The 25,619-nt window shown below is 69.3% G+C and carries 31 protein-coding genes and 1 riboswitch; of the genes, 19 read left to right on the top strand and 12 right to left on the bottom strand.

Features of this window, described 5'->3' with window-relative positions; genetic code table 11:
- Nucleotides 1-29: 29 nt before the first annotated feature.
- A complete protein-coding gene (locus EOW66_RS14915) occupies nucleotides 30-560 on the bottom strand; it encodes a component of SufBCD complex (RefSeq protein ID WP_338054885.1) in 531 nt (176 codons plus the stop codon).
- A 171-nt stretch (nucleotides 561-731) separates the two neighbouring features.
- On the opposite strand from EOW66_RS14915, the gene hemB reads away from it, so the two are divergent.
- Nucleotides 732-1,730, top strand: a complete 999-nt coding sequence (gene hemB, locus EOW66_RS14920) for a porphobilinogen synthase (RefSeq protein WP_128157099.1) — start codon at nucleotides 732-734, stop codon at nucleotides 1,728-1,730.
- Between the two features lie 123 nt (nucleotides 1,731-1,853).
- On the top strand, nucleotides 1,854-2,411 hold the full coding sequence (locus tag EOW66_RS14925) for a lipid-binding SYLF domain-containing protein (protein WP_128157100.1): 558 nt from the start codon (nucleotides 1,854-1,856) through the stop codon (nucleotides 2,409-2,411).
- Nucleotides 2,412-2,506: 95 nt separating this feature from the next.
- Here the strand turns inward: EOW66_RS14925 and EOW66_RS14930 are convergent, their stop codons facing one another.
- The 4 genes from EOW66_RS14930 to EOW66_RS14945 form a co-directional block, all read right to left on the bottom strand.
- Nucleotides 2,507-3,127, bottom strand: a complete 621-nt coding sequence (locus tag EOW66_RS14930; RefSeq protein ID WP_128157101.1) for a lytic transglycosylase domain-containing protein — start codon at nucleotides 3,125-3,127, stop codon at nucleotides 2,507-2,509.
- Between the two features lie 110 nt (nucleotides 3,128-3,237).
- Complete coding sequence (locus EOW66_RS14935; RefSeq protein WP_128157102.1) at nucleotides 3,238-3,768, bottom strand: helix-turn-helix transcriptional regulator; 531 nt, start codon at nucleotides 3,766-3,768, stop codon at nucleotides 3,238-3,240.
- Complete coding sequence (locus EOW66_RS14940; RefSeq protein WP_128157103.1) at nucleotides 3,765-4,343, bottom strand: cytochrome b/b6 domain-containing protein; 579 nt, start codon at nucleotides 4,341-4,343, stop codon at nucleotides 3,765-3,767. Before EOW66_RS14940 ends, EOW66_RS14935 begins: the two co-directional genes overlap by 4 nt.
- Before the next feature lie 52 nt (nucleotides 4,344-4,395).
- Nucleotides 4,396-4,659 (bottom strand): PepSY domain-containing protein, encoded by a 264-nt coding sequence (locus EOW66_RS14945; RefSeq protein WP_113900263.1) that lies wholly within the window; start codon nucleotides 4,657-4,659, stop codon nucleotides 4,396-4,398.
- Between the two features lie 263 nt (nucleotides 4,660-4,922).
- Between EOW66_RS14945 and ssb the strand changes: the two genes are divergently transcribed.
- Nucleotides 4,923-5,432: a single-stranded DNA-binding protein gene (gene ssb / locus EOW66_RS14950; protein ID WP_128157104.1), complete on the top strand. Its 510-nt coding sequence runs from the start codon at nucleotides 4,923-4,925 to the stop codon at nucleotides 5,430-5,432.
- Between the two features lie 186 nt (nucleotides 5,433-5,618).
- Here ssb and EOW66_RS14955 read toward each other — a convergent pair whose 3' ends face one another.
- From EOW66_RS14955 to EOW66_RS14965, 3 genes are all read right to left on the bottom strand, one after another.
- On the bottom strand, nucleotides 5,619-6,419 hold the full coding sequence (locus EOW66_RS14955) for a helix-turn-helix transcriptional regulator (RefSeq protein ID WP_128157105.1): 801 nt from the start codon (nucleotides 6,417-6,419) through the stop codon (nucleotides 5,619-5,621).
- 12 nt (nucleotides 6,420-6,431) lie between these two features.
- The gene (locus tag EOW66_RS14960) at nucleotides 6,432-7,268 is read right to left on the bottom strand and encodes a helix-turn-helix domain-containing protein (protein WP_164881146.1); all 837 of its coding nucleotides are present in this window, start codon (nucleotides 7,266-7,268) and stop codon (nucleotides 6,432-6,434) included.
- Between the two features lie 408 nt (nucleotides 7,269-7,676).
- Complete coding sequence (locus EOW66_RS14965) at nucleotides 7,677-9,008, bottom strand: hypothetical protein (protein ID WP_128157107.1); 1,332 nt, start codon at nucleotides 9,006-9,008, stop codon at nucleotides 7,677-7,679.
- Between the two features lie 407 nt (nucleotides 9,009-9,415).
- Between EOW66_RS14965 and EOW66_RS14970 the strand changes: the two genes are divergently transcribed.
- The 16 genes from EOW66_RS14970 to EOW66_RS15045 all read left to right on the top strand — a co-directional run bounded on the left by EOW66_RS14970 (nucleotide 9,416) and on the right by EOW66_RS15045 (nucleotide 21,521).
- On the top strand, nucleotides 9,416-10,108 hold the full coding sequence (locus EOW66_RS14970; RefSeq protein WP_128157108.1) for a Hint domain-containing protein: 693 nt from the start codon (nucleotides 9,416-9,418) through the stop codon (nucleotides 10,106-10,108).
- Nucleotides 10,109-10,535: 427 nt separating this feature from the next.
- Nucleotides 10,536-10,790, top strand: coding sequence for a hypothetical protein (locus EOW66_RS14975; protein WP_128157109.1), 255 nt, complete (start codon nucleotides 10,536-10,538; stop codon nucleotides 10,788-10,790).
- 78 nt (nucleotides 10,791-10,868) lie between these two features.
- Nucleotides 10,869-11,336 carry a hypothetical protein gene (locus EOW66_RS14980; protein ID WP_128157110.1) on the top strand — a complete coding sequence of 156 codons (468 nt, stop codon included), beginning with the start codon at nucleotides 10,869-10,871 and terminating at the stop codon, nucleotides 11,334-11,336.
- An 89-nt stretch (nucleotides 11,337-11,425) separates the two neighbouring features.
- On the top strand, nucleotides 11,426-12,418 hold the full coding sequence (locus EOW66_RS14985; RefSeq protein ID WP_164881147.1) for a polysaccharide biosynthesis/export family protein: 993 nt from the start codon (nucleotides 11,426-11,428) through the stop codon (nucleotides 12,416-12,418).
- Nucleotides 12,419-12,519: 101 nt separating this feature from the next.
- Entirely contained in the window at nucleotides 12,520-13,002 is a 483-nt protein-coding gene (locus tag EOW66_RS14990; protein WP_128157112.1) for a hypothetical protein, read from the top strand.
- Between the two features lie 91 nt (nucleotides 13,003-13,093).
- Complete coding sequence (locus EOW66_RS14995; protein WP_128157113.1) at nucleotides 13,094-13,819, top strand: outer membrane protein; 726 nt, start codon at nucleotides 13,094-13,096, stop codon at nucleotides 13,817-13,819.
- Nucleotides 13,820-13,953: 134 nt separating this feature from the next.
- A riboswitch (TPP riboswitch) is annotated at nucleotides 13,954-14,058 on the top strand.
- Nucleotides 14,059-14,124: 66 nt separating this feature from the next.
- Complete coding sequence (gene thiD, locus EOW66_RS15000) at nucleotides 14,125-14,922, top strand: bifunctional hydroxymethylpyrimidine kinase/phosphomethylpyrimidine kinase (protein ID WP_128157114.1); 798 nt, start codon at nucleotides 14,125-14,127, stop codon at nucleotides 14,920-14,922.
- On the top strand, nucleotides 14,919-15,899 hold the full coding sequence (locus tag EOW66_RS15005; RefSeq protein WP_128157115.1) for an FAD-dependent oxidoreductase: 981 nt from the start codon (nucleotides 14,919-14,921) through the stop codon (nucleotides 15,897-15,899). The genes thiD and EOW66_RS15005 overlap by 4 nt, the downstream gene beginning before the upstream one ends.
- The gene (gene thiS / locus EOW66_RS15010) at nucleotides 15,896-16,090 is read left to right on the top strand and encodes a sulfur carrier protein ThiS (RefSeq protein ID WP_128157116.1); all 195 of its coding nucleotides are present in this window, start codon (nucleotides 15,896-15,898) and stop codon (nucleotides 16,088-16,090) included. Before EOW66_RS15005 ends, thiS begins: the two co-directional genes overlap by 4 nt.
- 1 nt (nucleotide 16,091) lies before the next feature.
- Nucleotides 16,092-16,856, top strand: a complete 765-nt coding sequence (locus EOW66_RS15015; protein ID WP_128157117.1) for a thiazole synthase — start codon at nucleotides 16,092-16,094, stop codon at nucleotides 16,854-16,856.
- Nucleotides 16,853-17,461: a thiamine phosphate synthase gene (locus tag EOW66_RS15020; RefSeq protein WP_128157118.1), complete on the top strand. Its 609-nt coding sequence runs from the start codon at nucleotides 16,853-16,855 to the stop codon at nucleotides 17,459-17,461. The genes EOW66_RS15015 and EOW66_RS15020 overlap by 4 nt, the downstream gene beginning before the upstream one ends.
- Entirely contained in the window at nucleotides 17,458-18,441 is a 984-nt protein-coding gene (locus EOW66_RS15025) for a HesA/MoeB/ThiF family protein (protein ID WP_206363714.1), read from the top strand. Before EOW66_RS15020 ends, EOW66_RS15025 begins: the two co-directional genes overlap by 4 nt.
- Nucleotides 18,441-19,391, top strand: coding sequence for an ABC transporter substrate-binding protein (locus tag EOW66_RS15030; protein WP_128157119.1), 951 nt, complete (start codon nucleotides 18,441-18,443; stop codon nucleotides 19,389-19,391). The genes EOW66_RS15025 and EOW66_RS15030 overlap by 1 nt, the downstream gene beginning before the upstream one ends.
- Nucleotides 19,388-20,077 carry a TenA family protein gene (locus EOW66_RS15035; protein WP_128157120.1) on the top strand — a complete coding sequence of 230 codons (690 nt, stop codon included), beginning with the start codon at nucleotides 19,388-19,390 and terminating at the stop codon, nucleotides 20,075-20,077. Before EOW66_RS15030 ends, EOW66_RS15035 begins: the two co-directional genes overlap by 4 nt.
- Nucleotides 20,074-20,787, top strand: coding sequence for an ABC transporter ATP-binding protein (locus EOW66_RS15040; protein WP_128157121.1), 714 nt, complete (start codon nucleotides 20,074-20,076; stop codon nucleotides 20,785-20,787). Before EOW66_RS15035 ends, EOW66_RS15040 begins: the two co-directional genes overlap by 4 nt.
- A complete protein-coding gene (locus EOW66_RS15045) occupies nucleotides 20,778-21,521 on the top strand; it encodes an ABC transporter permease (protein ID WP_128157122.1) in 744 nt (247 codons plus the stop codon). The genes EOW66_RS15040 and EOW66_RS15045 overlap by 10 nt, the downstream gene beginning before the upstream one ends.
- A 77-nt stretch (nucleotides 21,522-21,598) precedes the next feature.
- Here EOW66_RS15045 and prpB read toward each other — a convergent pair whose 3' ends face one another.
- From prpB to EOW66_RS15065, 4 genes are read right to left on the bottom strand one after another with little or no spacing between them, the layout of a single operon-like run.
- On the bottom strand, nucleotides 21,599-22,513 hold the full coding sequence (gene prpB, locus EOW66_RS15050; protein WP_128157123.1) for a methylisocitrate lyase: 915 nt from the start codon (nucleotides 22,511-22,513) through the stop codon (nucleotides 21,599-21,601).
- Nucleotides 22,514-22,517: 4 nt separating this feature from the next.
- Nucleotides 22,518-23,687 (bottom strand): bifunctional 2-methylcitrate synthase/citrate synthase, encoded by a 1,170-nt coding sequence (gene prpC / locus EOW66_RS15055; RefSeq protein WP_128157124.1) that lies wholly within the window; start codon nucleotides 23,685-23,687, stop codon nucleotides 22,518-22,520.
- The gene (locus EOW66_RS15060) at nucleotides 23,684-25,201 is read right to left on the bottom strand and encodes an MmgE/PrpD family protein (protein ID WP_128157125.1); all 1,518 of its coding nucleotides are present in this window, start codon (nucleotides 25,199-25,201) and stop codon (nucleotides 23,684-23,686) included. The genes prpC and EOW66_RS15060 overlap by 4 nt, the downstream gene beginning before the upstream one ends.
- Entirely contained in the window at nucleotides 25,198-25,602 is a 405-nt protein-coding gene (locus EOW66_RS15065; RefSeq protein WP_128157126.1) for an acyl-CoA thioesterase, read from the bottom strand. Before EOW66_RS15065 ends, EOW66_RS15060 begins: the two co-directional genes overlap by 4 nt.
- Between the last annotated feature and the right edge of the window lie 17 nt (nucleotides 25,603-25,619).

Raw genomic sequence — 25,619 nt, forward strand, 5'->3', positions numbered from 1 at the left:
CGTCCGCGGTGTCAAGAGCCCGGCCGGGCTCAGCCCACGTAATAGTGGCTGAGGTTCTGGAACATACCCCACAGCGCGGTGACCGAGATCGCCATCAGCCCGACGAGCTGCACGCGGAAACGGTGCCGGGTCAGCGCCTGCGCCACCGCCTCGGCATCGAGCCCGCCGGGCTGCAGCCCGGGCTCGAGCCGCTCCGCTGCGCGCAGGCTGAGCAGCCCGACGAGCGAGAGCGGCACCAGGATCAGCGCCGCCGCCTGGGCGAATTCGAAATGATAGACGAAGCCCAGCACGACCAGCAGGCTGAGCAGGCAGGAGGCGACGAGGGTCAGCGCCAGCCCCGCCTCGCGCCCGATCAGCAGCAGCCGGGCGACGTTGATGCGGGTGAGCGTGACAAGCTCGTCGGCCCCGGGGCCCGCGTGCCGGCGGGCGCGGCTGACCATGTCGAAGGGCACGCCCAGCACCCAGTGCGAGGTGGTCGACCAGGTGACGGCAAGCGCGATCCAGTACCACAGGCTGGAAAAAGACCGCATGTCGATCAGCTGGAAGATGTTCTGCAGCACCGCGTCGCCCTTTCTCCCGGCGGGCCCGTCCGCCCCCGCCAGTGGCACAGTAGACGATGTTTTCGCTGGGGAAAACCTCTGGCAACGGGGCTTTCGCGGACACGGCCGCGTGAGCAGGGTTGTGGCCCGGGCCGATCCGTGGCACCGAAAGGACGACACAGGAGGCTTCTCATGCACCCGATCATTCCGCCCTTCCCCGTGACCCGCCTGCGCCGCATGCGCAGCACGCCCGCGCTGCGCGACCTCGCGCAGGAAAACCGGCTGTCGGTCAAGGATCTGATCTGGCCGATCTTCGTCACCGACGTGCCCGGCGCAGATGTCGAGGTCAGCTCGATGCCCGGCGTGTTCCGGCGCACGGTCGACGGCGCGGTGCAGGCCGCGGAAGAGGCGGCAAGCCTCGGCATCCCGGCGATCTGCCTCTTTCCCTACACCGACCCCTCGTGCCGGACCGAAGGCTGCGAGGAGGCCTGGGACCCGGAGAACATCACCAACCGCGCGATCCGCGCGATGAAGGCGGCGGTGCCCGAGGTCGCGATCATGACCGACATTGCGCTCGACCCGTTCAATGCGAACGGCCATGACGGGCTGGTGCGCGACGGCGTGATCGTGAACGACGAGACCGTCGAGTGCCTGGTGAAGATGGGCCGCGCCCAGGCCGAGGCCGGCGCCGACATCCTCGGCCCCTCGGACATGATGGACGGCCGCATCGGCGCGCTGCGCACCATGCTCGAGGCCGACGGGCACCAGAACGTCACGATCATGAGCTATTCGGCCAAATACGCCTCGGCCTTCTATGGCCCGTTCCGCGACGCGGTCGGGGCGACGGGGGCGCTGAAGGGCGACAAGAAGACCTATCAGATGAACCCGGCCAACAGCGACGAGGCGCTGCGGCTGGTCGCGCGCGATCTCGCGGAGGGCGCCGACATGGTGATGGTCAAGCCCGGCATGCCCTATCTCGATGTCTGCCGGCGGGTGAAGGACGCCTTCGGCGTGCCGACCTATGCCTATCAGGTGTCGGGCGAATACGCGATGGCGATGGCGGCGGTGCGAAACGGCTGGCTCGATCACGACAAGGTCATGCTCGAAAGCCTGATGGCCTTCCGGCGGGCGGGCTGCGACGGGGTGCTGACCTATTTCGCCCCGGCGGCGGCGCGGCTGATCGGCGCCTGATTGCCGAAAGCCCCGGCGCGCCGGCACCCCGGCCCAACCGGCGGTTGCAGGACGGCGTTTCTGCCCTATACTTTGTGGCCAGCGGGCAGCCACAATGCCCGGGACCATGAGCGGAGCGAGCGGATGACACAGTTTACCAGACGAACCCTTCTGGCGATCGGCGGTGCCGGACTCGGGCTCGCGGCCTGCGGCAACGGCATCGGGTCGGACGGGGCGGCGAAGATTGATGCGCGCGTCGATGCGACGCGCGACTACCTTTTGCAGAAATACCCCGGCACGCAGGAGCTGATGGGCAAGGCGCGCGGCGTGCTCTACATGCCGCTGATGACCGAGGCGGGCTTTGGCATCGGCGGCTCCTATGGCCGCGGCGCGCTGCGGATCAATAATGTGACGGTCGATTACTACTCGGCCGCCTCGGCCTCGATCGGCTTCCAGATCGGCGCCCAGCAATTCGCCCATGCGCTGTTCTTCATGACCGAGGATTCGCTCGCCAACTTCCGCCGCAACGACGGCTGGGAAGTGGGCGCGGATGCGCGCTACGCCCTGCCCGACCGTGGCGGCGCGATCGGCACCGACACCACCACCTCGCTCGCGCCGGTGATTGCGCTGGTCTTCGGCCAGGCCGGGCTGATCGCCGGTGCCTCGCTCGCCGGCACCAAGTACACCCGCATCATCCCCTGATCCGGGACAGCGGTGCGAAAGCAAAAGGCGCGCCGGAAGGCGCGCCTTTTTCATCGGGATGTCGCGGGTCGGTGTCGCGGGATCTGCGGGCCGCCTCAGCCGCCGTAGATGACCCGGACGTAATTCACCGTCTCGGCATAGGGCGGCACGCCGCCGTGCTTGTCCACCGCCTCGGGGCCCGCGTTATAGGCCGCGAGCGCCAGCCGCCAGTTGCCGAAACGCTCGTACATCATCCGCAGATAGCGCGCGCCGCCCTCGAGGTTCTCGTGCGGATCCGTCGCATCGACGCCAAGCCGCGCCGCCGTGCCCGGCATCAGCTGCGCAAGCCCGGTCGCGCCCTTCGGCGAGACGGCGGTGGCATTCCAGCCGCTTTCCTGCTGCACGAGACGCAGGAACAGGTCCTCGGGCACACCGTGATGCGCCGCGGCGGTCTTCGCCGCCTGCAGATACTGGCCGCGGTAGCGCCCGGAATAGCGCGGCATCGCGGCCAGATCGCCGATCATCGCGTCGTCACCGCTCGGCCGCAGCCGGGAGGAATTGCCATATTGCCCGGCCAGCCGGGTGTCGAGCAGGCGCGTCTGGTTGCGAAACAGCAGCGCGCGCGATTTCGTCGAGGCCCCGGAAAGCTGCAGCCCCTCGGCGCGGGCCTGCGTTCCGTCAAGAGGAGCCAGCGCTACGGCCAGCCCGAGGGTCACCACCCCGGCAATCTTCCGCATCCGTCCCTACCAAAAATTGTTTTTCGGTCGCGATTATACGCAAAGCGCGGCAAAGGAAAAGCGCCGCGCGTGCCCTGCCCCGGGCGCCATCGGCAAAGCCTTGCCGATGCTCAGCCCGCGACCGCCCCGCCCTCGATCGGACCGGCGAGCAGGTCCTCGATGAACAGCGAGACGAGCTGGCCGCGGCCGCTGACCGCAGCCTTGCGATAGACCGCATTCAGATGGGTCTTCACCGTCGCCTCGGAGGAGCCGCGCAGCGCCGCGACCTCGGCGATCGTGCAGCCCTTGATGGTGAAGCCCGCGACATCGGCCTCGGAAGGGGTCAGCCCCCAGGCCTCGAAGCGCTGCTGCATCAGCGTGGAGAGCGCGCCGCGTGCCACCGACAGCGCCTGTGCCGAGCGCGCCTCGCGCGCCAGCATGGCGCGCAGCACCAGCCCCTCGACCACGATGCCCGCGATCAGGCCGAGGTTCGCCAGCATCTCGAGATCGAGATGCGCCGAGATGCTGCCCGCTTCCATCGTGTCGCTGATGACATCGGCAACAAAGAAGGCGGAGCAGAGAATCTGCACCGCCATCAGCGCGATCAGCGCGGCCTCGCGCCGACGGCGCGGCTTGGGGGAAGCCCCCCGCTCGGTGGTCATCTGCCGTTATCCGTGTCGTTCACTGGCAGCGACTTGTAGCCGGTAATCATCCCGCGCGGAAGGTTGATCCGCAGCCGCAGGCTTTCGAGGAAGACCGCGGCGACATGGGCAAGCACCGAGACCTCGGCCCAGGTGACGGCGGCCTTGTGCAGATCCTCCGGCCACTGCACGCCCCAATAGGTGTCGGTGGTCATCAGCCAGCCGGAAAAGCCGATCACCAGCAGCGTCGCGATGAGGTTGTAGATCATCAGCGCACCCAGCGGCGAATGGCCGGCATGAACATGGCGGCGGCCGCGGATGATCTCGGAAAGCTGCTCGATCGCGCCCGAGACCGAGGGCGGAAAATCGGAAAACCGCGCGTGACGGGTGCCGATCAGCCCCCACAGGATGCGCGCCAGCACCAGCCCGACGACGGTGAAGCCGATGTAATGGTGCAGGCTGTGCTCGGGGTTGGTGACGAGTGCGTTCGCGGCAAAGCAGCCGACGAGCGTCCAGTGGAACAGCCGCACGAAAGGGTCCCAGATCCGCGTGTCGCGGCGGGGCTCGGCGGGGGTGGAAAGGGGCGTGGCGGTCATCTTGTCCTCCTGCGGGCGGGCCGGAGGCAGACACCCCCGGCCCCGGCCCGGCTCAGTTCTCCGACGCGCCGTTCTTCACCTGCTCGAGCTTGTCGTTGAAGTAGAGCTCGAACTTCTTGCCGTCCTTCAGCGCGTAAACCTCGATCAGGCCATCCTCGGTGCCGATCTTGCGCACTTCATAGCCTTCCTGGGTCAGCTTGCTGCGCAGCTGTTCCTGCGTCGCGGCATCGACACCGGCGGCAGCGGCCGGCAGCGCGGCGCCCGCAACGAGCGAAGCCAGAACGGCGGCGGCGGTGAACTTGCGGAAATGGGTCATCACGATCTCCCTAAGGCCGGGGCGACATGCCCGGGCTCGGTGCCGCCGCTCTCGCCGATGCCGCGGTGCAGCACCATCGGCACGCGGATGGAGGGCGCGGCTTTTTGCCTGCCTCCACCCCGGGTTCGGCCTCTCCACCCCGGGTTTGAGGCCGGTTTCCCGCCCCCGGCCCCTAGGCGGGGCGGAAGCGCTGTTCTATACCCGGTCGGACAAATCGGAATCGCCGCGCGGCAGCTCGCGCGCGGCCACAGCGGAGGAACTGCATGGCCGGCTCTGTGAACAAGGTCATCCTGGTGGGCAACCTGGGGCGTGACCCCGAGGTGCGCACCTTCTCGAACGGCGGCAAGGTGTGCAACCTGCGCATCGCCACCTCGGAGACCTGGCGCGACAAGGCGACGGGCGAGCGCAAGGAGCGCACCGAGTGGCACTCGGTCGCGATCCTGAACGAGAATCTCGCGAAGATCGCCGAACAGTATCTGCGCAAGGGCTCGAAGGTCTATGTCGAGGGCCAGCTCGAGACCCGCAAGTGGCAGGACCAGTCGGGTCAGGACCGCTACTCGACCGAGGTCGTGCTGCGCCCGTTCCGCGGCGAGCTGACGCTGCTCGACGGTCGTGACGGTGGCGGCCAGGGCGGCGGTGGCGGCGGCTACCGCGGCGGCGCGCAGGGCGGCGGCTACGACGAAGGCCCGTCCTACGGCGGTGGCGCCGGCGCCGGCGGCGCAGCCCCCGCAGGCGGCGGCCGCGCGGATTTCGACGACGAGATCCCGTTCTGAGGCGCCCGAGCGCGTGAAACGACACGGGGTGGCCCATCGGCCACCCCGTTTTCCTGGCGAGCGCGGAATTGCGCGCGGGTCACGGCCACGTCGCCGGCCCCGATTGCCGCCCGGGAAGATTGCGAGACTCCCGGCATCTGGTCCGGCGCCATCGTCCTCAGTGCTCCGGGACCGGTGCAGGCAGCCCTAGAGCGACGACGATCCGCCGTCGAGCAGGGCAATCATCGCCGGGTCCAGCCGCGGGTCGTCTCGGTAGAACACCCCGCAGGCCTCGATATCCGCCTTCTTCGGCTTCTTTCCGGCAAGGCGCTTGAACACGATCGGCGACGAATAGATCGGCCGCGTGCGCGCGTTGTTCGTCGTCATCAGCAGGCCGGTGAGGAAGGGCATCGAGGGCAGAGCGGGCGGATAGAGCGCAATCGACTGCAGCCGCGCATTGGGCTGGCCGACGTTTTGCGTATCGGTGATATAGATGCGCTCCCCCAGCCACTGCGCGATGCCGTCGATCTTGATTGGCTGCCGGCTTCCCGGAAGCTCCCCCCGCGACGTCGCGAACATGATCGTCTTCACCAGGGTGAGATCGCCTTCCTGAGAAATCACGGTGTAGGCGCGCCCGATCCTGTCGGGATTGGTGCGCAGCGGAATGCAGACGTGATAGCAGCCACAGAACCGCGAAAGGGTGCTGCGGGTCTGCGCCATGTTTTCCAGCAGCGCCGCAACCGCCTGCCGCATCCGGGGCGGAAGCCCCTCGATCCGCATCGGTGGCCGCCAGCGCGCCGCAAAACGGTCGGCCGGCAACAGCAGGTCGTCTGGCTCCAGATCAAAATGTGCGGCGATGTTTCGCAACGTCGCCAGCGACGGCATGCTGAGTCCGCTCAGATATTTGTTCAGTTGCTGGCGATTGATGCCGAGCGCCTCGGCGGCGCGGGAAGTGCTCGGATAATGGTGAACGAGCCTACGCAGATTGGCGGGAAATCCTTTGTGCATCTGATCTTCAACCTACCCTGCGAGGTGCACGGCCGGGGTGCCGTCGGCACGGCACAGACGCTGGCGCACCTCAACCGAAAGCGCCGGATCGTTCAGTGCGACGAGGCCGCTCGCGAGCAGGTCATCGCGCAGGCTCGCCCCGGCCGGACGCCGCTCCATGACGACGTTGGAGGTGAAGATCGGGCGCGCCCCGAAGCTGAAACTGCTCAGCATGACGCCGCTCAGATGCCGCACCCCGGAGGTATAGACCGGATAGAACAGGGAAAAACCGGGGGTCACCTCCCCCTCCGACGTCCCGTAATCGACGAACTGGATCCTGTCCTGAACGTAGCACACCTGATGCAGCGTTCTGCGGACTCCGTCGCTGCTCCAGGGGCTGCCGGCGGGGGCAAACCGTTCCAGAACCCGCGCATAGGTCATGCCGTCGCGCTGAAAGATGATCGCGCAGGTCCGCAGCGCAAATGTCGGCATCTCGGGGACGCAGTTGTAGCGGAAATACCGCCCGCAATAGGGCGCAAGCACCTTGGCGGATTTTTCGCACTCAGCCGCGGCGTTGCGGATCAGCGCGACTTCCCGGCTCATCGGTGCGGGAACCAGGTCAGGTCCTGCACCGGCGCCACGCGTCAGCCGCTGCCGGAGCTCCTGCGACGGCAGCATCAGCGCCTCGGTCGGAAGCTCGAAAACCGTGGCCATCTTGCGCATGGTCCGCAGTGACGGCGCACTGCTGCCATTCAGGTATTTGTTCAATTGCTGGCGGTTTATGCCCATCCGTTTCGAAGCCACGGCAATGGACGGGAGCAGAGAAACCAGATAGCGGATATTCTCTGTCAGAGCATCTGGAGTCGGCATGTCATGGCCCCCTGAGGTCGTCCACGACGGCAATGGTGTCGGCATCATCATCCCTCGCTGCCCAACCCATTTGGGTGGGTTTAACTCTCCCTACGACGCTGCGATTTCCGGTTAACCCTGCACAAGTTCGCCACCCAGCTTCACCCGGCGATGCCGGGTGGGCTGTCTTGGCCATTTTTACACACTCGTCAGCAACACACCTGACGCCAAGGCGGCAGCTGCGCAGCGAAAGACGCAAACAAAACGGAAAGATGAGGAAAAGCGCGTCACTTGATACAGGACGAAACTCTTCTGCCACCCCTGATGTGGCAGGGCCGAGTTCCGCTATGCGACCAAATTACACTATAAGTATTTAGGTATACAACCAAAAGTTTGTAACGTTCGCGGCGCAGATGGCCCCGATATTCTTCACAGCATGAGGCTCTGCGTCACCGAGAGCCGCCTGATCGCCATCGCCAGAACACCCAGAAGGCAGATCCCGATTCCCATGCTTCCCATGACCACCGGTCCGTGCGCCATGCCCAGAACGGCAATCGCGGGCAAGGCCACAAGGCTCACCACCGCCATCAGCGGATAGGCAAGCGACCCATCCCGCAAAGTCGATGTGCGCCCGTCCGGATCCGCGGCCCGCAGCAACAAAAGCCCGGTCAGGTAGACCCCCGTCGCCGTCCCGTAGATCAGCATGGCCCGTTCGAACCGCGCATTGCTGAACGCCAGAGCCGAGAACGCGGCCACCACGATCGCCGTGGCCACGAGCCCGACACAGGAGATCACGGCCACCGGCAGGGCATAGGCGCCGATCATCTCGACGGGCAGGCTGAGCAGCGCCGCCACCACCGCCAGATCGCTGAAATAGCCCGCGATCCGGTCCCGGCTCGCGACATCGACCTGTCGCCCGGCAGGGCTGTTGCGCAGCGCAATCCACACCAGCCGCGCCAGCAGCAGGCCCAGAACCCAGACCGGGACGTTCTCGATCATCGGGACGCCGGCCCACCTGGCCAGCCGGTGCATCCCGAGCGTCAACGCCACCCCCGCCAGAACGACGAGCAGCGTCACGCCGAACCGCTGCCGGCGGCGGGCGGCGGGCTCGGCAGGGGATACCTCAGCAGTGGTGCCGGCGGCGCGCCTGACCTCTGCGCCCCCGCTGCGCCGCCGGCGCAGCTCCACCGCAGCAAGTCCCGTCGCCACACCAAGAACCAGCCCGATCGAGGCATAAGTCACGGCCAGAGCCTGTGCCAGCGCCCAGTCCGGGTTGCCCAGCTTGTGCAGGATGCTGCCGATCACCCCCGCAGTCGCGTGCCCGCCGACGAATCCTGCAACGAGTTCCAGCCCGAAAGTGTTGTAGACTTCCAGATCCGGCAGCGCGCGGGCGATCGCGGCCCCAAGAAATCCGCCGAGCGCAACCTGCAGGCCGAACAACACGATACCGGCTGCCGCCATCGCCCCGATATTGGACGAACGTTGCGTGGCTCCCCCTGCGCGCTCGCCGACGGAGGAGGCGACCATCACCGGCAGCAAGAGCATCCCCGGCAGCAGCAGGCCGAACTCCAGAAGCGGCGCCAGCATTGCCTTGACCGGAGCGTGCCTCTCGAGCACAAGCCGCCCCCCCAGCCCGGCAAGCCCCGCCAGAACCGCGGCGGGCAGGGCCATCCGCAGTGCCACCGGAAGCCGGGCCGACAGCGCATATCCGAGATGCAGCAACGCCACGACCCCCAACACAAGACCGGCGATTCCGAGCATCATGTCCCCTTTGGGTTCCCTGCCCCCATCCTTGTATCCCTGACGTTAGGGAATCCAGACTTCTTTCTGATTTCTGCAATTTTATTAATTCTACAATTATGAGCCCGCCGCGCCCGCTGCAGGCAGAGATCGGGAAAGACGCTGCAGTCAACGCCTGCCCCTTCGCGAAGCAGCGCCGGCATTGCGTCGACAGAGCGAAATATGCCGGCGTGCCGGAATTTGTCATCCTCCCGCAGGCGCAGCAGATGCCCGGCCGGGAAGGCACCGGATTCCGATCCATCGGTGGTGCCCGCGCAGGTGCATTGCGAAAGCCCCCTCTTGCCGGCCCGAGCCCCGCCCCTTTGGTGCGGTGATGCGCCCGCCGGCAGGCCAACCTGTCGGATCGAAACGGTGACGGAGCAGAACCGATGCCTGACCCTGTCGAATTTCCCCTCGGGATCTCCGCCTATCTGGCGGGGAATACGCCGGTACAGACGGAAACCGGCCCTTGTCCGCTGGACCGGCTCGAGCCGGGGCAGCGCGTGGTCACCTATTGCCGCGGGGTGCAGGCCATCCGTGCGATATCGGTGCTGCCCGCCTCGCGGGTGCAGGCCCTGCGGCCGCTGGCGCTGGTTTTCCCCGGTCAGGAGGAATTGCGCCTGACGGCAGGCTCGCGGCTGCTGACCGCGACCCCCTGGAGCGAGCTGCTGTACGGCATGACCGAAGCGATGGTGCCCGCCGGCAGCCTTCTGTCCGATCCTGCAGTGACCGCTGTTGCCGCCGAGGACAGGCCCTATTATGCGCTGCATCTCGACCGGCCGGATTTCATCTATGCCGGTGTCGCGCTTTGGCTGGCCTCGCCCGCGCCGGTCGTCGGCGATCGGGTGGTGCCGTTTCCGCACCGCCTGCCCCGGCCCGAGCTCGATCACGTGGAGACCCGACTCGCGCATCATTATGCGGGATCGGTGGAACACCTGCTGAAAACCACGCTCCCGCGGCCTCCGCGCCGCCCCGGCAACACGCACGCCACCGGGGCGCAGGCCAGCTGCGCGCTGCGACGCTCCGGTGCGACAGCGGCGACGCCGATTAGCGAAGTTCCGCGCCCTTCCAACGACACCTAGGCTCTACAGGTATCGTCTGCCTCGGCAGGCGGTCGCCGCCCTGTCGGACCCGGAGCTGCCCCGCATGTTGTCGGGCAGGCAGCGCCCGGAGCCCCAAAGAATGCTTGTTGCCGCGCCCTGGGGGATGGCCGGTAGCGAGGATCTCTCCGGCACGGCGGTGCGGTTCGTAAGTGGTGTCATGGTTCGATTGCCTCCCTCCACAAAGCCCCCCGGAGGGAGCACCAGGTCGGGGGACGAGGGCACGTATCCCAGTACGCGGCGGCAACAGCAGCACAGCCAGCCCTCGCCTCCGACCTGCGTTTTCCTGTCCCCGAGGCGCCAGACAGCGCCTTCGGCCGGACCCAGATTCCCTGCCGCCGTCCGCCCGAGACCGGCAGATCAACCCTCTGAATTTGCATGAGCTTTAACAGACGAAGGAGTATCACAGATGAACAAGCAGATGATCCGGGGCGGCCTTGCACTCCTGGCGGTTGCGGGGGCGCTTGCGGCCTGCTCGCCGCAGGAGATGGAGACCCCGCCGGTGACGGTGAAAACCTCGCAGGGGCCCGTGACCTGCCAGCTCTACACCCACAGCCAGGTCTACTGGGACCGCTCGACCGATCGCCCCGCCACGATGTCGGTGAAGGATGCCGACAACATCTGCCGCCAGGAAGGCTATCGCGTTCAGCGTCTCGGGCTGTGATCGGCCCGCTCCGGCGCCTTCCGGCGCCGGAGGCGCCACTCCCGCGCCGGCAGGTGCGATCAAGGAAGGAAGTGCGGAATGGAATTGCGTTTCTGGCAACCCCTCAAACGTCCTGCACAGGATGCCGTTCCGGCGCATGTGCGCAAGATCTGGCTCGCCCGCGACTGTTTTGCCGGGCAGGCGGCGGCCCAGCAGTCGGTCGCCGCGCAGGAGGTTCTTCACGCCGGCCCCGAGGCCCTCGTGCTGCGCGGTCACGACACGTTGCGAACGCAGCCGCATTCGGCCTTCTCCGAGCGCGGTGTCGGGCGCACGCAGGTGCAGCTCCTGCTCTGGGTGCCGTTTCGCCTGCCGTTCTGCGAGCCGCCGGCGGTGAGCCTGCATCTGGTGCAGCCCCTGCCCTGCGACGTGCGGGCGACGCAGGTGGCACCGGACGGTTTCCAGATCCGCGTGCAATCCTGGGGCGAGATCGCCGAGCCCGAGCTCGAGGTGCTCTGGAAGGCTGCCGGTTTCCCCGAATCCGCCGCGTCGACGGGTGCCGCAAACTGATGCACAACGAACGAAGGAAGGGCCCGGGGCTCGGGGCGGTCGCCCTGACGATTTTTATTGCCGGCTGCAGCCTGCCCGCGGCGACGCCGATGCGCGGTGCCGTCGAACGGAGCACGGAATACCCGGTGGTTGCGGTGGACCGCGCCCTGGCAAAGCGGCTGTCACAGCGCACGCCCGCACGCTTCGGTGCCGAGTTCACCCGCGCCGGCATCGTCGATGCCGACCGCATCCATCCCGGCGATCAGCTCAAATTCCAGATCTTCGAGACCGTCGATGCCGGCCTGCTGGGCTCGACCGGGCGCGCGCCGACGCTGATCGGCCCGATCGAGGTCGGCGGCGATGGCGCGGTCAGCCTGCCCTATGCCGGACGCATCCAGGCGAACGGGCGCCGGCTCGAGGACCTGCGCGGCGATCTCGAGACGCGTCTCGCGGAGCAGACCCCGAACCCGCAGGTGATCGTGACCCGCGAATCCGGCAGCGGCTTTTCGGTGACGGTTTCCGGCAATGCCTCGGGGGGCGGTGTGGTGCCGCTGAACTACGGCCAGCGCAGCCTGCGCGCGGCGCTGGCGATGGTCGGCGGGGCGCAAGGCGACCCGGCTCTCGTCACCGTCGAGGTGATGCGCGCCGGCAAGCGCGGGCGGGCCCGGCTCGATCAGATCCAGACCGTGCCGGGGCAGGACATCGCCCTGCGCCCGGGCGACGCGATCACCGTGACGACCGAGAAACCCCGCGTCGCGATGCTCGGCGCCTCTTCATCTCAGGGCGCGGTGCCGCTTGAGCACGCCGGCGAGACGCTGGCTGCGGCGCTGGCCCGGGCGGGCGGATTGAGTGCGAATTCGGGCGATGCCAAAGGGCTTTTCGTGCTGCGCAGCACCAATGCCGCGACCGGCTCTGAGAAACCCGAGATCTATGCGTTCGACATGACCCAGCCCGAAGGCATCTTCGCCGCCGACGCCTTCGCGCTCGAGGATGGCGACGTGGTCTATGTCAGCGAAGTCGCGGTCTCGCGTGCCGGTCGCGCGGTGCGCGCGTTGCTCGGCTTCACCCAGCCCGTCGATCAGATCACCAGTCTCGGAGGATGAAATATGCAATCAGGATCACCGCAGGCCGTCCTGTCGGCGCAGCCGGGAGCGGCGAGCGCAGCACCGCCTCTGTGCCACTGGCAGCCCGCACAGGCACCGGCATGACCGGCCCCATCCAGCTTTCCGACGCGGTGCTGTTCCTGTCCCCCGCCCGGCAAGCCTCCGGGCTGCCCGCCGAGATCGAGGGGGCCGCGGGCGCCTCGCCGCTTGAACGCCTGGCCGGACGCCTGCGGCACGAAGGCTTCGTGCGGCTGCGCGTGATCTTGCTGAACGACGAGCAGGGGCCGCAATTCCGCCACCGGCTGGCACGCGGCCTGCTCGACCGGATCAGCCGGCGCGCCGCCGCGGAGGGGATCGCGCTCGTGCTCGAGAGCGCCGACTCGCTCGAGGCCTGGCTCGCGGCCGAGCCCGCCGAGACCGATTGGATCGTGCAGCGCCCCGCCGCCACCGAGAATATCCCCGCGCCACCCGGCCCGCCGCCGGTTGCGGAAACCGCCTGGTTCGAGCGCATGCAGCGCGACACCGGGCTTGGGAGCACGAGCGGCTGTGAGCCCGCTACGACCGGCCGGCGCGCCCTCGCCTGACCTCCCCCCGCCATGCCGACGCGGGCGGCGAGGCAGACCCGTCCGGCCACGGACCCCCGTTTTTGTTTCTGTCACCAGTGAAGAGCCCGTCATGTATCAAAGACTCCGTCTCGCCGGCGCCGCGTTCTGCGCCCTCCTTCCCGCCGCCCAGACCCTCGCCGGAGGCTTCACGGCGCCGGTGACCGAGGCCCCGGTTCCCGCCCCCGCCGCGGCCCCGGCAGCGACCGACTGGACCGGCCCTTACCTCGGCCTGTCGCTCGTCAATGTCTTCGGTGCCGATGACCGGCTGGGCATCGCCAACCCGGCCGGCCGCCAGATCGCGGCCCCGGGCCAGCTCGACATCGCCGGCCCCGGCGGCGCGGTGCAGCTCGGCTATCGCTGGCAAAGCCGCCTGCTTGGCCGCGAGGTGGTGATCGGGCCGGAGATTTCCTACGAGGACAGCTCGGCCGATGCCGACCTGTCCTGGGCCGGCGGCCGCGGTGCGAGCAATCTCGATCAGCTCTGGTCGCTGCGCGTCAAGGCCGGCGTGCTGAATGCGAGCCGCAACACCCTTGTCTATGGCACGCTCGGCGCGGCACGCGGCAAGTTCGGCTATACCGTCCAGGGCGACGGCATGGCCTTCGACGGCAGCTTCCGCAACACCGCCTGGACCGCGGGCCTCGGCGTCGAGCACAAGCTCAGCCAGCGCGTGTCGGTCTTCGGCGAATGGGAATTCCGTCAGTTCGGCAAGGCGGTGCTGCGCGATGACGCGGGTATGGCCACCAAGGCAACCCCCGAGCATCACGCCCTGAAGCTCGGCGTCAACATGTCCTTCTGAGACTGCCTCGGGCCGGCCCGCGGAAGCGGCCCGGCCCGTCTGCCCCCCCGGCAGACCACGACGCGCGGCGCCGCCCGCGATGAAATTTCACAAGACCGGTTGCCGAACGGCCCTTTGCCCAATACAACAGCTGCACTTACTCGTTGGGGTGCGCCGGGCAACCGGGGCTGAGAGGCGAAAGCTAACCCATCGAACCTGATCCGGTTCATACCGGCGGAGGGAACGGGTAGCTGACAGCGTGACGGCCGGATCTGGCCGCACGCATGCCCCCCTTATCCGTCCGTCGGGCATCTTGGGGGGAGGCCATGACGGCTATCGCATTGACCATCGCAGGGTCCGACAGCGGCGGCGGCGCCGGGATCCAGGCCGATCTGAAGGCCTTTTCGGCGCTTGGCGTCTATGGCGCCAGCGTGCTGACCGCGATCACCGCGCAGAACACCCGCGCCGTCACCTTGGTCGAACCGCTCTCGCCCGAGATCGTGCGCGCGCAGATCGCCGCGGTCTTCGACGATCTCGAGGTGCGCGCGGTGAAGATCGGCATGCTCGGCGATCCGCAGCTGATCCGCACCGTCGCCGAGGGGCTGCGCGGGCGCGACCTTGCCGTGGTGGTCGACCCGGTGATGGTGGCGAAATCCGGGGACCGGCTGCTTGCGGCCGACGCGATCGCGGCGCTGCGGAGCGAGCTTCTGCCGCTTGCCACCGTGCTCACCCCGAACCTGCCCGAAGCGGCCGAGCTGCTGGGCACCGCCCCCGCCCCCGATCTCGAGACCCGCGAAGCGCAGGGCCGCGCCCTTGGCGCACTCGGGCCCGGCTGGGTGCTGATGAAGGGCGGCCATGCCGACGGCCCCACCTGTGCCGATCTGCTGCTCGGGCCGGAGCGCCACCTGTTGAGCGCGCCGCGCATCGCCACCCGCAACACCCATGGCACCGGCTGCTCGCTCTCGGCCGCGATCGCCGCGGGGATGGCACAGGGGCTGGCCGTGCCCGAGGCGGTCGCCCGCGCGCATCGCTGGCTGCACGGCGCCATCGCCGCCGCGGACCGGCTGCAGATCGGCTCCGGCCACGGCCCGGTGCATCACTTCCACGAATGGTGGCAGGCATGACGATCCGCATCCTTGGCGCCGGGGTCATGGGGCTCGCCATCGCGACCGAACTCAGCACCCGCGGACATGCGGTCGAACTGGTCGACCCGCAGCCCGCGCCCGGCCCGCATGCCTGTTCCTGGTGGGCGGGCGGCATGCTTGCCCCCTATTGCGAGCGGGAATCGGCCGAGGAGCCGGTGGAGCGCCATGGCCTCGCCGCGATCGACTGGTGGCACCGCCACACCGGCTGCGTCAGCCACACCGGCACGCTGGTGCTGACGTTGTCGCGCGACCGCGGCGAGCTGACCCGCTTCGCCCGCCGCTCGCGTGGGCATCAGGCGGTGGATGGCGCCGCGATCGCCGCCCTCGAGCCCGATCTTGGCGGTCGCTTCACCACCGGCCTCTTCTATCCCGACGAGGCCCATCTTTCGCCCCGCGCCGCGCTGAGCGAGCTGCGCCGCCGGCTTGTGGCGCGTGGCGTCGCCTTCCACCTCACGCCGCCCGCACCCACGCCGGAGCTGAGCATCGACGCCCGCGGCCTTGCGGCGCGCGACGCCCTGCCCGACCTGCGCGGCGTGCGCGGCGAGATGCTGGTGCTGCGCTGCCCCGAGGTGTCGCTCTCCCGCCCGGTGCGGCTGCTGCATCCGCGCATCCCGCTTTATGTCGTGCCGCGCGGCGACGGCATCTTCATGCTCGGCGCAACGATGATCGAGAGCGACCGGCGCGGCGTCGTCACCGCCCGCTCGCTGCTCGAGCTGCTGTCGGCCGCCTATGCGCTGCATCCGGCCTTCGGCGAGGCCGAGGTGCTGGAAACCGGCGCCGACGCCCGCCCGGCCTTCCCCGACAACCTGCCCAGATTGCGGCGCCGCGGCGCAACGCTGTTCGCCAACGGGCTTTATCGTCACGGTTTCCTGCTCTCGCCCGCGGTCGCCACGATGGCCGCCGATCATCTGGAAACCGGCATTCTTCCCGAGTTCATGGACGAGGTTTCGCAATGAACATCACGCTGAACGGCACGCCGCGGCAGACCCGCGCCGCCACGCTTGCAGCACTTCTCGACGAACAGGGCCTTGGCGGCAAGGTTGCCACCGCCCGCAACGGCGATTTCGTGCCCGCCGCGCGGCGCGCCACGACCACGCTGGCGGAGGGCGACCAGATCGAGGTCGTCGCGCCGATGCAGGGGGGCTGAGATGCCGGTCTTCTACGGAACCGAGGTCGAGAGCGCGCTGATGCTCGGCACCGCGCAATACCCCTCTCCCGCGATCCTCGCCGAGGCGTTCCGCGCCTCCCGGGCGGGGATCGCCACGGTGTCGCTGCGCCGCGAACAGGGCGGCGGGCAGGATTTCTGGGCGCTGGTCGCCGGGCTCGGCGCCCGCCTGCTGCCCAATACCGCCGGCTGCCACACGGTGAAGGAGTCGGTCACCACCGCCCATATGGCACGCGAGCTTTTCGACACGCGCTGGATCAAGCTCGAGGTCATCGGCCACACCGACACGCTGCAGCCCGATGTCTTCGCGCTGCTCGAGGCGGCGCGGATCCTGACCGACGAGGGCTTCGAGGTCTTCCCCTATTGCACCGAGGATCTGACCGTCTGCGGCCGGCTGCTCGATGCCGGCTGCGCGGTGCTGATGCCCTGGGGCGCGCCGATCGGCTCGGGGCGCGGGCTCAACAACCTCTGGGGGCTGCGGGCGCTGCGCGCGCATTTCCCCGAGGTGCCGCTCGTCGTCGATGCCGGGATCGGCCTGCCCTCCCATGCCGCGCAGGCGATGGAGCTCGGCTTTGATGCCGTGTTGCTGAACACCGCGGTGGCGAAGGCCGGCGATCCCGTGGCCATGGCGCGGGCGATGGCGCTGGCGGTCGAGGCCGGTCGCGCCGCCTGCCGCGCCGATCCGATGGAGCCGCGCGACATGGCCGCCCCCTCCACCCCCGTCATCGGAAAGGCCTTCCTCGCATGACCCGGACCGGAAAACTGCCGCGGTTCTATCCGATCTTCGAAAGCGCCGACTGGCTCGCCCGGATGCTGCCCTTGGGCGTGAAGCTGGTGCAGCTGCGCGTGAAGGACCGCAGCCCGGGCGAGACCCGCGCCGAGATCCGCCGCGCCCGCGACCTGTGCCGCGACGCCGGCGCGATCCTCGTCGTCAACGATCATTGGCAGATCGCGATCGAGGAGGGCTGCGACTGGCTCCACCTCGGCCAGGAGGATCTGGACAGCGCCGATCTCGCCGCGATCCGCGGCGCGGGGCTGAAGCTCGGCCTGTCGACCCATGACGAGGCCGAGCTCGCCCGCGCCCTGACCTTCGCCCCCGACTATGTCGCGCTCGGGCCGATCTGGCCGACGCGGCTGAAGCAGATGAAATGGCACCGTCAGGGTGTCGGGAAGCTGAGCGAGTGGAAGGCGCGGATCGGGGAAATCCCGCTTGTCGCGATCGGCGGGCTGAGCGTCGCGCGCGCGCCCGAAGCCTTTGCCGCCGGCGCCGATGTGGTCTCGGTGGTGACCGACATCACCCTCGACGCCGATCCCGAGGCGCGGCTGCGCGACTGGCTGCGGGGGACGGCATGAACCGCTACGCCCGGCAGATCCGGCTGCCCGAGGTCGGCATCGCTGGCCAGGCGCGGCTCGCCGCGGCGCAGGTGCTGGTGGTCGGTGCGGGCGGGCTCGGCGTGCCGGTGGTGCAATATCTCGTTGGCGCAGGCCTCGGCCGGATCACCCTGATCGACCCCGACCGGGTGGAGGAAACAAACCTCCACCGCCAGCCGATCTACGGCCCCTTCCTCGGCACCCCCAAGGCCGAGGCCGCCGCGGCCGTCGCGCGCGCGCTGAACCCTGCAACCGAGGTCGTGCCGCTGTGCGGCTGGCTCGATCCAGCAACCGCGCCCGGCCTGGTCGGCGCGGCGGATCTGGTGCTCGATTGCGCCGACAGTTTCGCCGCAAGCTATACCCTGTCGGATTGCTGCCTGGCTGCGGGCCGGCCGCTGATCTCGGCCTCCGCGCTCGGGCTTGCGGGCTATGTCGGCGGCTTTTGCGGCGGCGCGCCAAGCCTGCGGGCGCTGTTTCCCGACCTGCCCGAGACCCTTGCCACCTGCGCCAGCGCCGGAGTGCTCGGCCCGGTGGTGGGGATGCTCGGCGCGCTTCAGGCGCAGATGGCGCTCGCGGTGTTGCTGCGCCTCTCCCCCTCGCCGCTCGGGCTTTTCCTGCGCCACGATCTGCACCGCTTCCACAGCACCGCCTTCCGCTTCGACGCCGCCTCCGAGCCGGACAGCCCGCCGCACCGCTTCATCGCGCCGCAGCAGCTGCGCGAAAGCGATTTCCTGATCGAGCTGCGCGATCCCGACGAGGCCCCCCGCCCCGTCGCCGCCTTCGCCCGCCGCCGGCGGGTCGAGGATTTCGGCCCGGACGGCCCGCGCCCCGCGCCGGGCCAGCGCGCCGTCTTCGCCTGCCGCACCGGCCTGCGCGCCTGGCGCGCCGCCGACCGGCTCCGTCCGCATTGGCCGGGCGAGATCGCCCTGCTTGCCGATCCATCCCCCCAAGGAGACAGATGATGCCATCCTTCCGTTTCGCCGCCGCCCTGTCGCTCGGCCTGATCCTTGCCGCGCCCGCCTGCGCGCAGGACAAGATGACACTGATCCTCGACTGGTTCGTGAACCCCGACCATGCGCCGATCATCGTCGCCCAGCAGAAGGGCTTCTTCGCCGACGAGGGGCTCGAGGTCGAGATCGTCGCGCCGGCCGATCCGGCCGACCCGCCGAAGCTCGTTGCCGCCGGCAAGGCCGATCTGGCGATCAGCTATCAGCCGCAACTTCACCTTCAGGTGCACGCGGGGCTGCCGCTGCTGCGCGTCGGCACGCTGATTGCGACGCCGCTGAACTGCCTGATGGTCAAGGCCGACGGCCCGGTGCAGAGCCTCGCCGACCTGAAGGGCCGCAAGATCGGCTACTCGGTCTCCGGCGTCGAGGAGGCGACCGTCGCGATGATGCTGCACTCGGCCGGGCTGAACCTGACCGACGTCGAGATGGTGAATGTGAACTGGTCGCTCACCCCCGCCGTGCTGACCGGCCAGGTCGATGCGGTGATCGGGGCCTATCGCAATTTCGAGCTGACCCAGATGCGCCTTGCCGGCACCGAGGGGCGCTGCTTCTACCCCGAGGAGGCGGGCGTGCCGGGCTATGACGAGCTGATCTTCGTCGCCAATGCGAAGACGCTCGACCGCGACCGCATCCGCCGCTTCCTGGCGGCGGTGCAGCGCGGCACGGAATACATGCTGAACCATCCTGCCGAGGCCTTCGCCGCCTTCTCTGCCAGTGCCCCCGACCTTGCCGATGCGCTGAACACCCGGGCCTGGGCCGATACCCTGCCGCGCTTCTCGCACAGCCCGGCGGCGCTCGATTACGGCCGCTATGCCGGCTTCGAGATGTTCCTGAAGGACGCCGGGCTGATCGACAGCGTGCTGCCGGTGTCGCAGCTGGCGCTCGACCCGGGGGCGCCGCAATGACCCTGCCCGCAACCCACCCCGATTACGGCCGGTCCTTCGCGCTGTGGCGCGCCTCCTGCCCCGCCCCCTGGGCCGCCTATACCCGTCACTCCTTCGTCGAGGGGCTGGGAGACGGCACGCTGCCGCGCGCCGCCTTCCTGACCTATCTGCGGCAGGACTATCTCTATCTGATCCACTATGCCCGTGCCTGGTCGCTGGCCGTGGTCAAGGCAGAGAGCCTTGCCGAGATGCAGGCGATCAGCGCGACGGTGCATGCGCTGCTGCATTCCGAGATGGCGCTGCATGTCGGGATCTGCGCCGAGGCCGGCATTGACCGCGCCGCGATCGAGGCAACCGAGGAGGCGCCCGAGAACCTCGCCTATACCCGCTATGTGCTGGAAGCGGGCTATTCGGGCGATTTCCTCGACCTGCTGGCGGCGCTCGCGCCCTGCGTCTTCGGCTATGGCGAGATCGGCGCCCGGCTCCTCGCCGGGGCCGGTGACACACCCTATCGCGACTGGATCGAGGCCTATGGCGGGGCGGAGTATCAGCAGCTGTGCCGCGACACCGGCGCACTGATCGACCGCGCGCTGGCCGACCGCCTCGGCCCCGCCCCCGAGCGCGTGCCGCGCTGGCGGGGGCTGGCCGCCCGCTTCGGCACCGCAACCCGGCTCGAGGCGGCGTTCTGGGGCCTCGGACGGGCATGAGCGCCGCGCCGGTTCTCCTTTCGGGCACGGTGCGGATGGGCGCGCGCACGCTCTTCCCGCCGCTGCGGCTCGAGCTTGCGCCCGGGCGCTGGACGGCGCTGCTCGGCCCCTCGGGCGTCGGCAAATCGACGCTGCTGCGGCTGCTCGCCGGCCTGCCGATCGGCGGCACCTTCGAGGGACGGGTCGAGAACCGCCCCCCGGTCGCGCTGATGGCGCAGGACCCGGCGCTGCTGCCGTGGCTGACGGCGCGGCAGAATGCGGCGCTCGGGGCGCGGCTGCGCGGCGAGGCGGCGGACCGCGACCGGCTCGCCGCGGTCTTGCGCCGCACCGGCCTTGCCGATCACGGCGACAAACACCCGGCAGCGCTTTCGGGCGGGCAGCGGCAGCGCGTGGCGCTGGCCCGCACGCTGATGGAGGACCGCGCGCTCGTACTGCTCGACGAGCCGTTCTCGGCGCTCGATGCACGGATGCGGCTGGCGATGCAGGATCTTGCGGCCGAGCTGCTGCGCGGCCGGACGGTGCTGATCGTCACCCATGACCCGGCCGAGGCCGCACGGCTGGCCGATCGCATCTTCCTGATGACGGAAACCGGGCTGACAGAGGAGGCCGCCCCGGCATGCCCTGCCCCGCGCCCGCCCGCCGACCCGGCGGTGCTTGCCTGTCAGGGCGCGCTCCTGACCCGGCTGACGGAGGCCCCGGCATGCGCCTGACCCGGTTTCTCGCCCCGTCCGCAATCGCGGCGGGTTTCGTGCTGCTGTGGCAGGGGCTGATCCTTGCCACCGGCCTGCCGCCCTTCCTGCTGCCCGGGCCGGGCGCCGTCGCCGCAGCGCTGATCGCCCAGCGCGAGGTGCTGACCGGGGCCGCCCTGCGCACCCTAGCCGAGGTGCTGGCAGGCTTCGCGCTGGGGGCCGGCAGCGGCGCCATGCTCGCCGTCGCGATGGCGGCCTGGCCACGGCTTGCCGCCACGCTGCGACCGGCGCTGCTGATCTCGCAGGTGATCCCGACCTTCGCGCTGGCGCCGATCCTGACGCTCTGGCTCGGCTATGGCATGGCGCCGAAGATCGTGGTGACGGCGCTGATCTGCTTCTTCCCGGTAGCCTCGGCCTTCCTCGACGGGCTCGAACGCACCTCGCCGGCCTGCCGCGACCTCGCCCGCACGATGGGCGCGGGCCCAGCGCGCGAGATGTGGCACCTGCGCATCCCGATGGCGCTGCCGCTGCTCGGCAGCGGGCTGAAGCTCGCCGCGATCTATGCGCCGGTCGGCGCGGTGATCGGCGAATGGGTCGGCGGGTCGGAAGGGCTCGGGGCGGTGATGATCCATGCCAATGGCCGGATGCGGATCGACCTCAGCTTTGCCGCGCTCACGGTGGTGACGGCGCTCGCCCTCGCCTTCCATGCCGGCATCAGCCTGGCGGTGCGGCGCGGGCTTGCGCGCTTCGGCTGAGCGCACGCCCCTTTCCCCGGGGGCCGGGGCAAGGCCCGCACAGTGCGGGCCTTGCCGTCTGTCATCCGCGCCGGGGCTCAGGCGTTCCAGTCAGGCGCGACCGAGGCCGCGATGCTGCGGTCAAGCGCCTCGAAGGCATTGAGCCCGATGATGTCGTAAAGCTCGTGCCGGGTCTGCATCTCGGGGATCATCGCGGTGGTCGCGCCATCGCGGGCGATCGCCGCATAGAGCCGCTCCTGTGCCCTGTTCGCGACCCGCAGCGAGGACACCGGCCAGATCACCATGTCATAGCCGAGCGCCTCGAACTCGGCCGCGCTCAGCGCCGGCGTGCGGCCGAACTCGGTCATGTTAGCGAGCAGCTTCACCCCGGGCAGCGCGGCACGGACCTCGCGGAACATCTCGACCGAGGTCAGCGCCTCGGGGAAGATCGCGTCCGCCCCCGCCTCGACGTAAAGCTTCGCGCGCGCGATCGCCCCCTCGAGCCCCTCGGACGCCGCCGCATCGGTGCGCGCGATGATGACGAGATCGCGCGCCGCCCGCGCCGCCGCCGCCACCTTCGCCGCCATGTCGGCGGCGGCGGCCAGCTTCTTGTCGTTCAGATGGCCGCATTTCTTCGGCAAGAGCTGATCTTCCAGATGCACGGCACCGGCGCCGGCCTCCTCGAAGACGCGCACCATGTGCATGACGTTCAGCGCCTCGCCATAGCCGGTGTCGCCATCGACGAGAAGCGGCAGCCCCGAGGCCCGCGCGATCTGTCGGATGAAGAAGGCGACCTCGTCGACGGTGATGATGCCAAGGTCCGGCAGCCCCATCGAGGCGGTCATCGCCGCCCCCGAGAGATAGAGCGCGTCAAATCCCGCGGCCTTCGCCTGCAAGGCAGCCTGGCCGTTGTGCGCGCCGGGCAGGCGCAGGATGCCGGGCGCATCGAGCGCGCGGCGGAAGCGGCGCCCGGCGCTGTCGCCGGGCAGGTCATCTGCGATCAGATAGGGCATGGTCTCACTCCGGATAGGCGGTCAGCAGGCCGCCGCGCTGCGCGATCGGCAGGAACTTGCGGTCCTCGGGGCCGGTGTAGTTGGCCGAGGGGCGGATGATCTTGTTATCAAGCCGCTGCTCGACCACATGCGCGCCCCAGCCCGCGGTGCGGGCGATGACGAAGATCGGCGTGAACATCGCCGTCGGCACGCCCAGCAGGTGATAGGAGACGGCCGAATACCAGTCGAGGTTCGGGAACATCGCCTTCGCCTCCCACATCACCTGCTCGATCCGCTCCGCGACCGAGAACATCTTCATCGAGCCGGCTTCCTCGGCCAGGCTGCGCGCGACGCGCTTGATGACGACGTTGCGCGGGTCGGCCACGGTATAGACCGGGTGACCGAAGCCGATCACCACCTCCTTCGCCGCGACGCGGGCGCGGATGTCGGCCTCGGCCGCGTCGGGGCTCGGGTAGCGCTTCTGGATCTCGAAGGCGACCTCGTTCGCGCCGCCGTGCTTCGGCCCGCGCAGCGCACCAATCGCGCCCGCCACCGCCGAATAGACGTCCGACCCCGTCCCCGCGATCGTGCGCGCGGTGAAGGTCGAGGCGTTGAACTCGTGCTCGGCGTAAAGGATCAGCGTCGTGTGCATCGCCCGCACATGCTCGGGCGTGGGCGGTCCTCCATGCAGCAGGTGCAGGAAATGGCCGGCGATGGACTCGTCCCCGGTCTCGACCTCGATCCGCCGCCCGTTCTGCGCGAAGTGATACCAGTAGAGCAGCATCGAGCCCTGCGCCGCGATCAGCCGGTCGGCGATGTCGCGCGCGCCCGGTGTGTTGTGATCGGCAGCCTCGGGCAGCGCGCAGCCCATCGCCGAGACGCCCGAGCGCAGCACGTCCATCGGATGCGCGGCGGCCGGGATCGCCTCGAGCGTCGCGCGCACCGCCTGCGGCAGGCCGCGCAGCGCGCGCAGCTTCGCTTTGTAGGCGGTCAGTTCCGCCTCGGTCGGCAGGCTGCCGTGAATGAGCAGATGCGCGATTTCCTCGTACTCGCAGGTCTCGGCGATATCGAGGATGTCATAGCCGCGGTAATGCAGATCGTTGCCACTTTGACCGACCGAGCACAGCGCGGTATTGCCCGCCACCACGCCCGAGAGCGCCACCGACTTCTTCGGCTTTCTCACCTCGCCGCTCATTTCGCCCTCCAGTCGAAGATGCCATGGGGCCGGGCCGCGCCGAGCCGGTCGGCCTCCACCGCGAAATTGAGCTGGCCGAGATCGCCCGGCTTCAGCTCTGCCAGCCCCTCGGCTGCCTCGAGGAAACGCCTCTGCTCGGCCGCGCTCAGCACGCCCTCGGACAGGGTCAGGAACTTGTGGATGTAATTGCTGCGCACGAAGGGGCGCGCGCCGTCCGGGTGCGCATCGGCGAGCGCGAGTTCGTCGACGATCTTCGAGCCGTCGTCGAGCGTCACCGTGACCCGCCCGCCAAAGGCCTTCTCCTTCGGGTCGCGGGCATGATAGCGGCGCGTCCATTCCGGGTCCTCGGCGGTCGAGATCTTGTGCCACAGCGCCACCGTCGAGGGCCGCTGCGCGCGCTCGGGGGCATAGCTCGCCACGTGATGCCAGCCGCCGTCCTCCAGCGCGACGGCGAAGATGTACATGATCGAATGGTCGAGCGTCTCGCGCGAGGCCTTCGGGTCCATCTTCTGCGGGTCGTTCGCGCCGGTGCCGATGACGTTGTGGGTGTGATGCGAGGTCTCGATCAGGATCGAGCGCACCCGCGACAGATCGCCGATCTTCGGCCCCATCCGGCGTGCGAGGTCGATCAAGGCCTGCGACTGGTATTCGGCCGAATGCTCCTTCGTATAGGTATCGAGGATCGCGCGCTTCGCCTCGCCCTTTTCGGGCAGCGGCACGTGATAGACCGCCTCGGGCCCACCGAGCATCCAGGCGATGAAGCCGTCCTCGCCCTCCCAGGCGGGGCTCGGCGCGCCCTCGCCGCGCATCACCCGGTCGACCGCCTCGATCGCCATCTTGCCGGCGAAGGCGGGGGCATAGGCCTTCCAGCTGGAAATCTCGCCCTTGCGGCTTTGCCGGGTGGTGGTGGTGACGTGCAGCGCCTGCTGGATCGCCTGATAAATCACCTCGACGGGCAGGTTCAGCGCCGTGCCGATGCCGGCCGCCGCCGAGGGGCCGAGATGGGCGATGTGGTCGATCTTGTGCTCGTGCAGGCAGATCCCCTTCACCAGGTCGACCTGGATCTCGTAGCCGGTGGCAAGACCGCGGATGAGGTCCGCCCCCGACAGCCCGCAATGCTGCGCGACCGCGAGGATCGGCGGGATGTTGTCGCCCGGGTGCGAGTATTCGGCGGCCAGGAAGGTGTCGTGGAAATCAAGCTCGCGCACCGCCGTGCCGTTCGCCCAGGCCGCCCATTCGGGGCTGACCCGGGTGCCCGCGGCCATGCCGAAGACCGTGGCGCCCGGCGCATAGGGGTGGCACAGCGCCTGCGCCCGGGCCGAGGCCACCGGCCGGCGCGCGACCGACGCCGCAGCGACCGCCGCATTGTCGATCACCCGGTTGACGATCATCTCGACCACATCGGCCTCGACCGCCACCGGATCGGCCGCCACCTCGGCGATCTTCCACGCCAGCTGGTCCTCGCGCGCCAGATGTTCGGCGGAGCGATAGCGCCGCACCTCATGCATTTTCATGCCCTTGTCTCCTTCCTCTGACTGTCTTCGGCGATCGCCCGCGGCCGCCCGGCCCCGTCCACCGCCACCATCTCGAACCGCCCCGCGAGAACCGCGCGCCGCGCGCCGGTGCCAAGGTCCTCGGCCACGCCCGCGACCGAAACGCTCATCGAGCTGCGCCCGACGCGGATCACCTCGGAGCGCAGCTCCAGAAGTTCGCCGACCCGGATCGGCGTGGCGAAATCCACCCGGTCCGAGCGCGCCATGACCACCGCACCGCGGGCCCGCCGGATCGCGACGACGAAGGCCGCCTTCGCCATCAGCGCGAGCGCATTGCCGCCGAACAACGTGCCGTAATGGTTTGCCTGCTCGGGGAAGATGATCTCGACCATCACCGCCGGGGCGTCGGGAACATGGGTCATGCGGGGCTCCTTTGCCG

It is taken from the genome of Paenirhodobacter huangdaonensis (genome assembly GCF_004022465.1).
Lineage (GTDB): Bacteria > Pseudomonadota > Alphaproteobacteria > Rhodobacterales > Rhodobacteraceae > Rhodobacter > Rhodobacter huangdaonensis.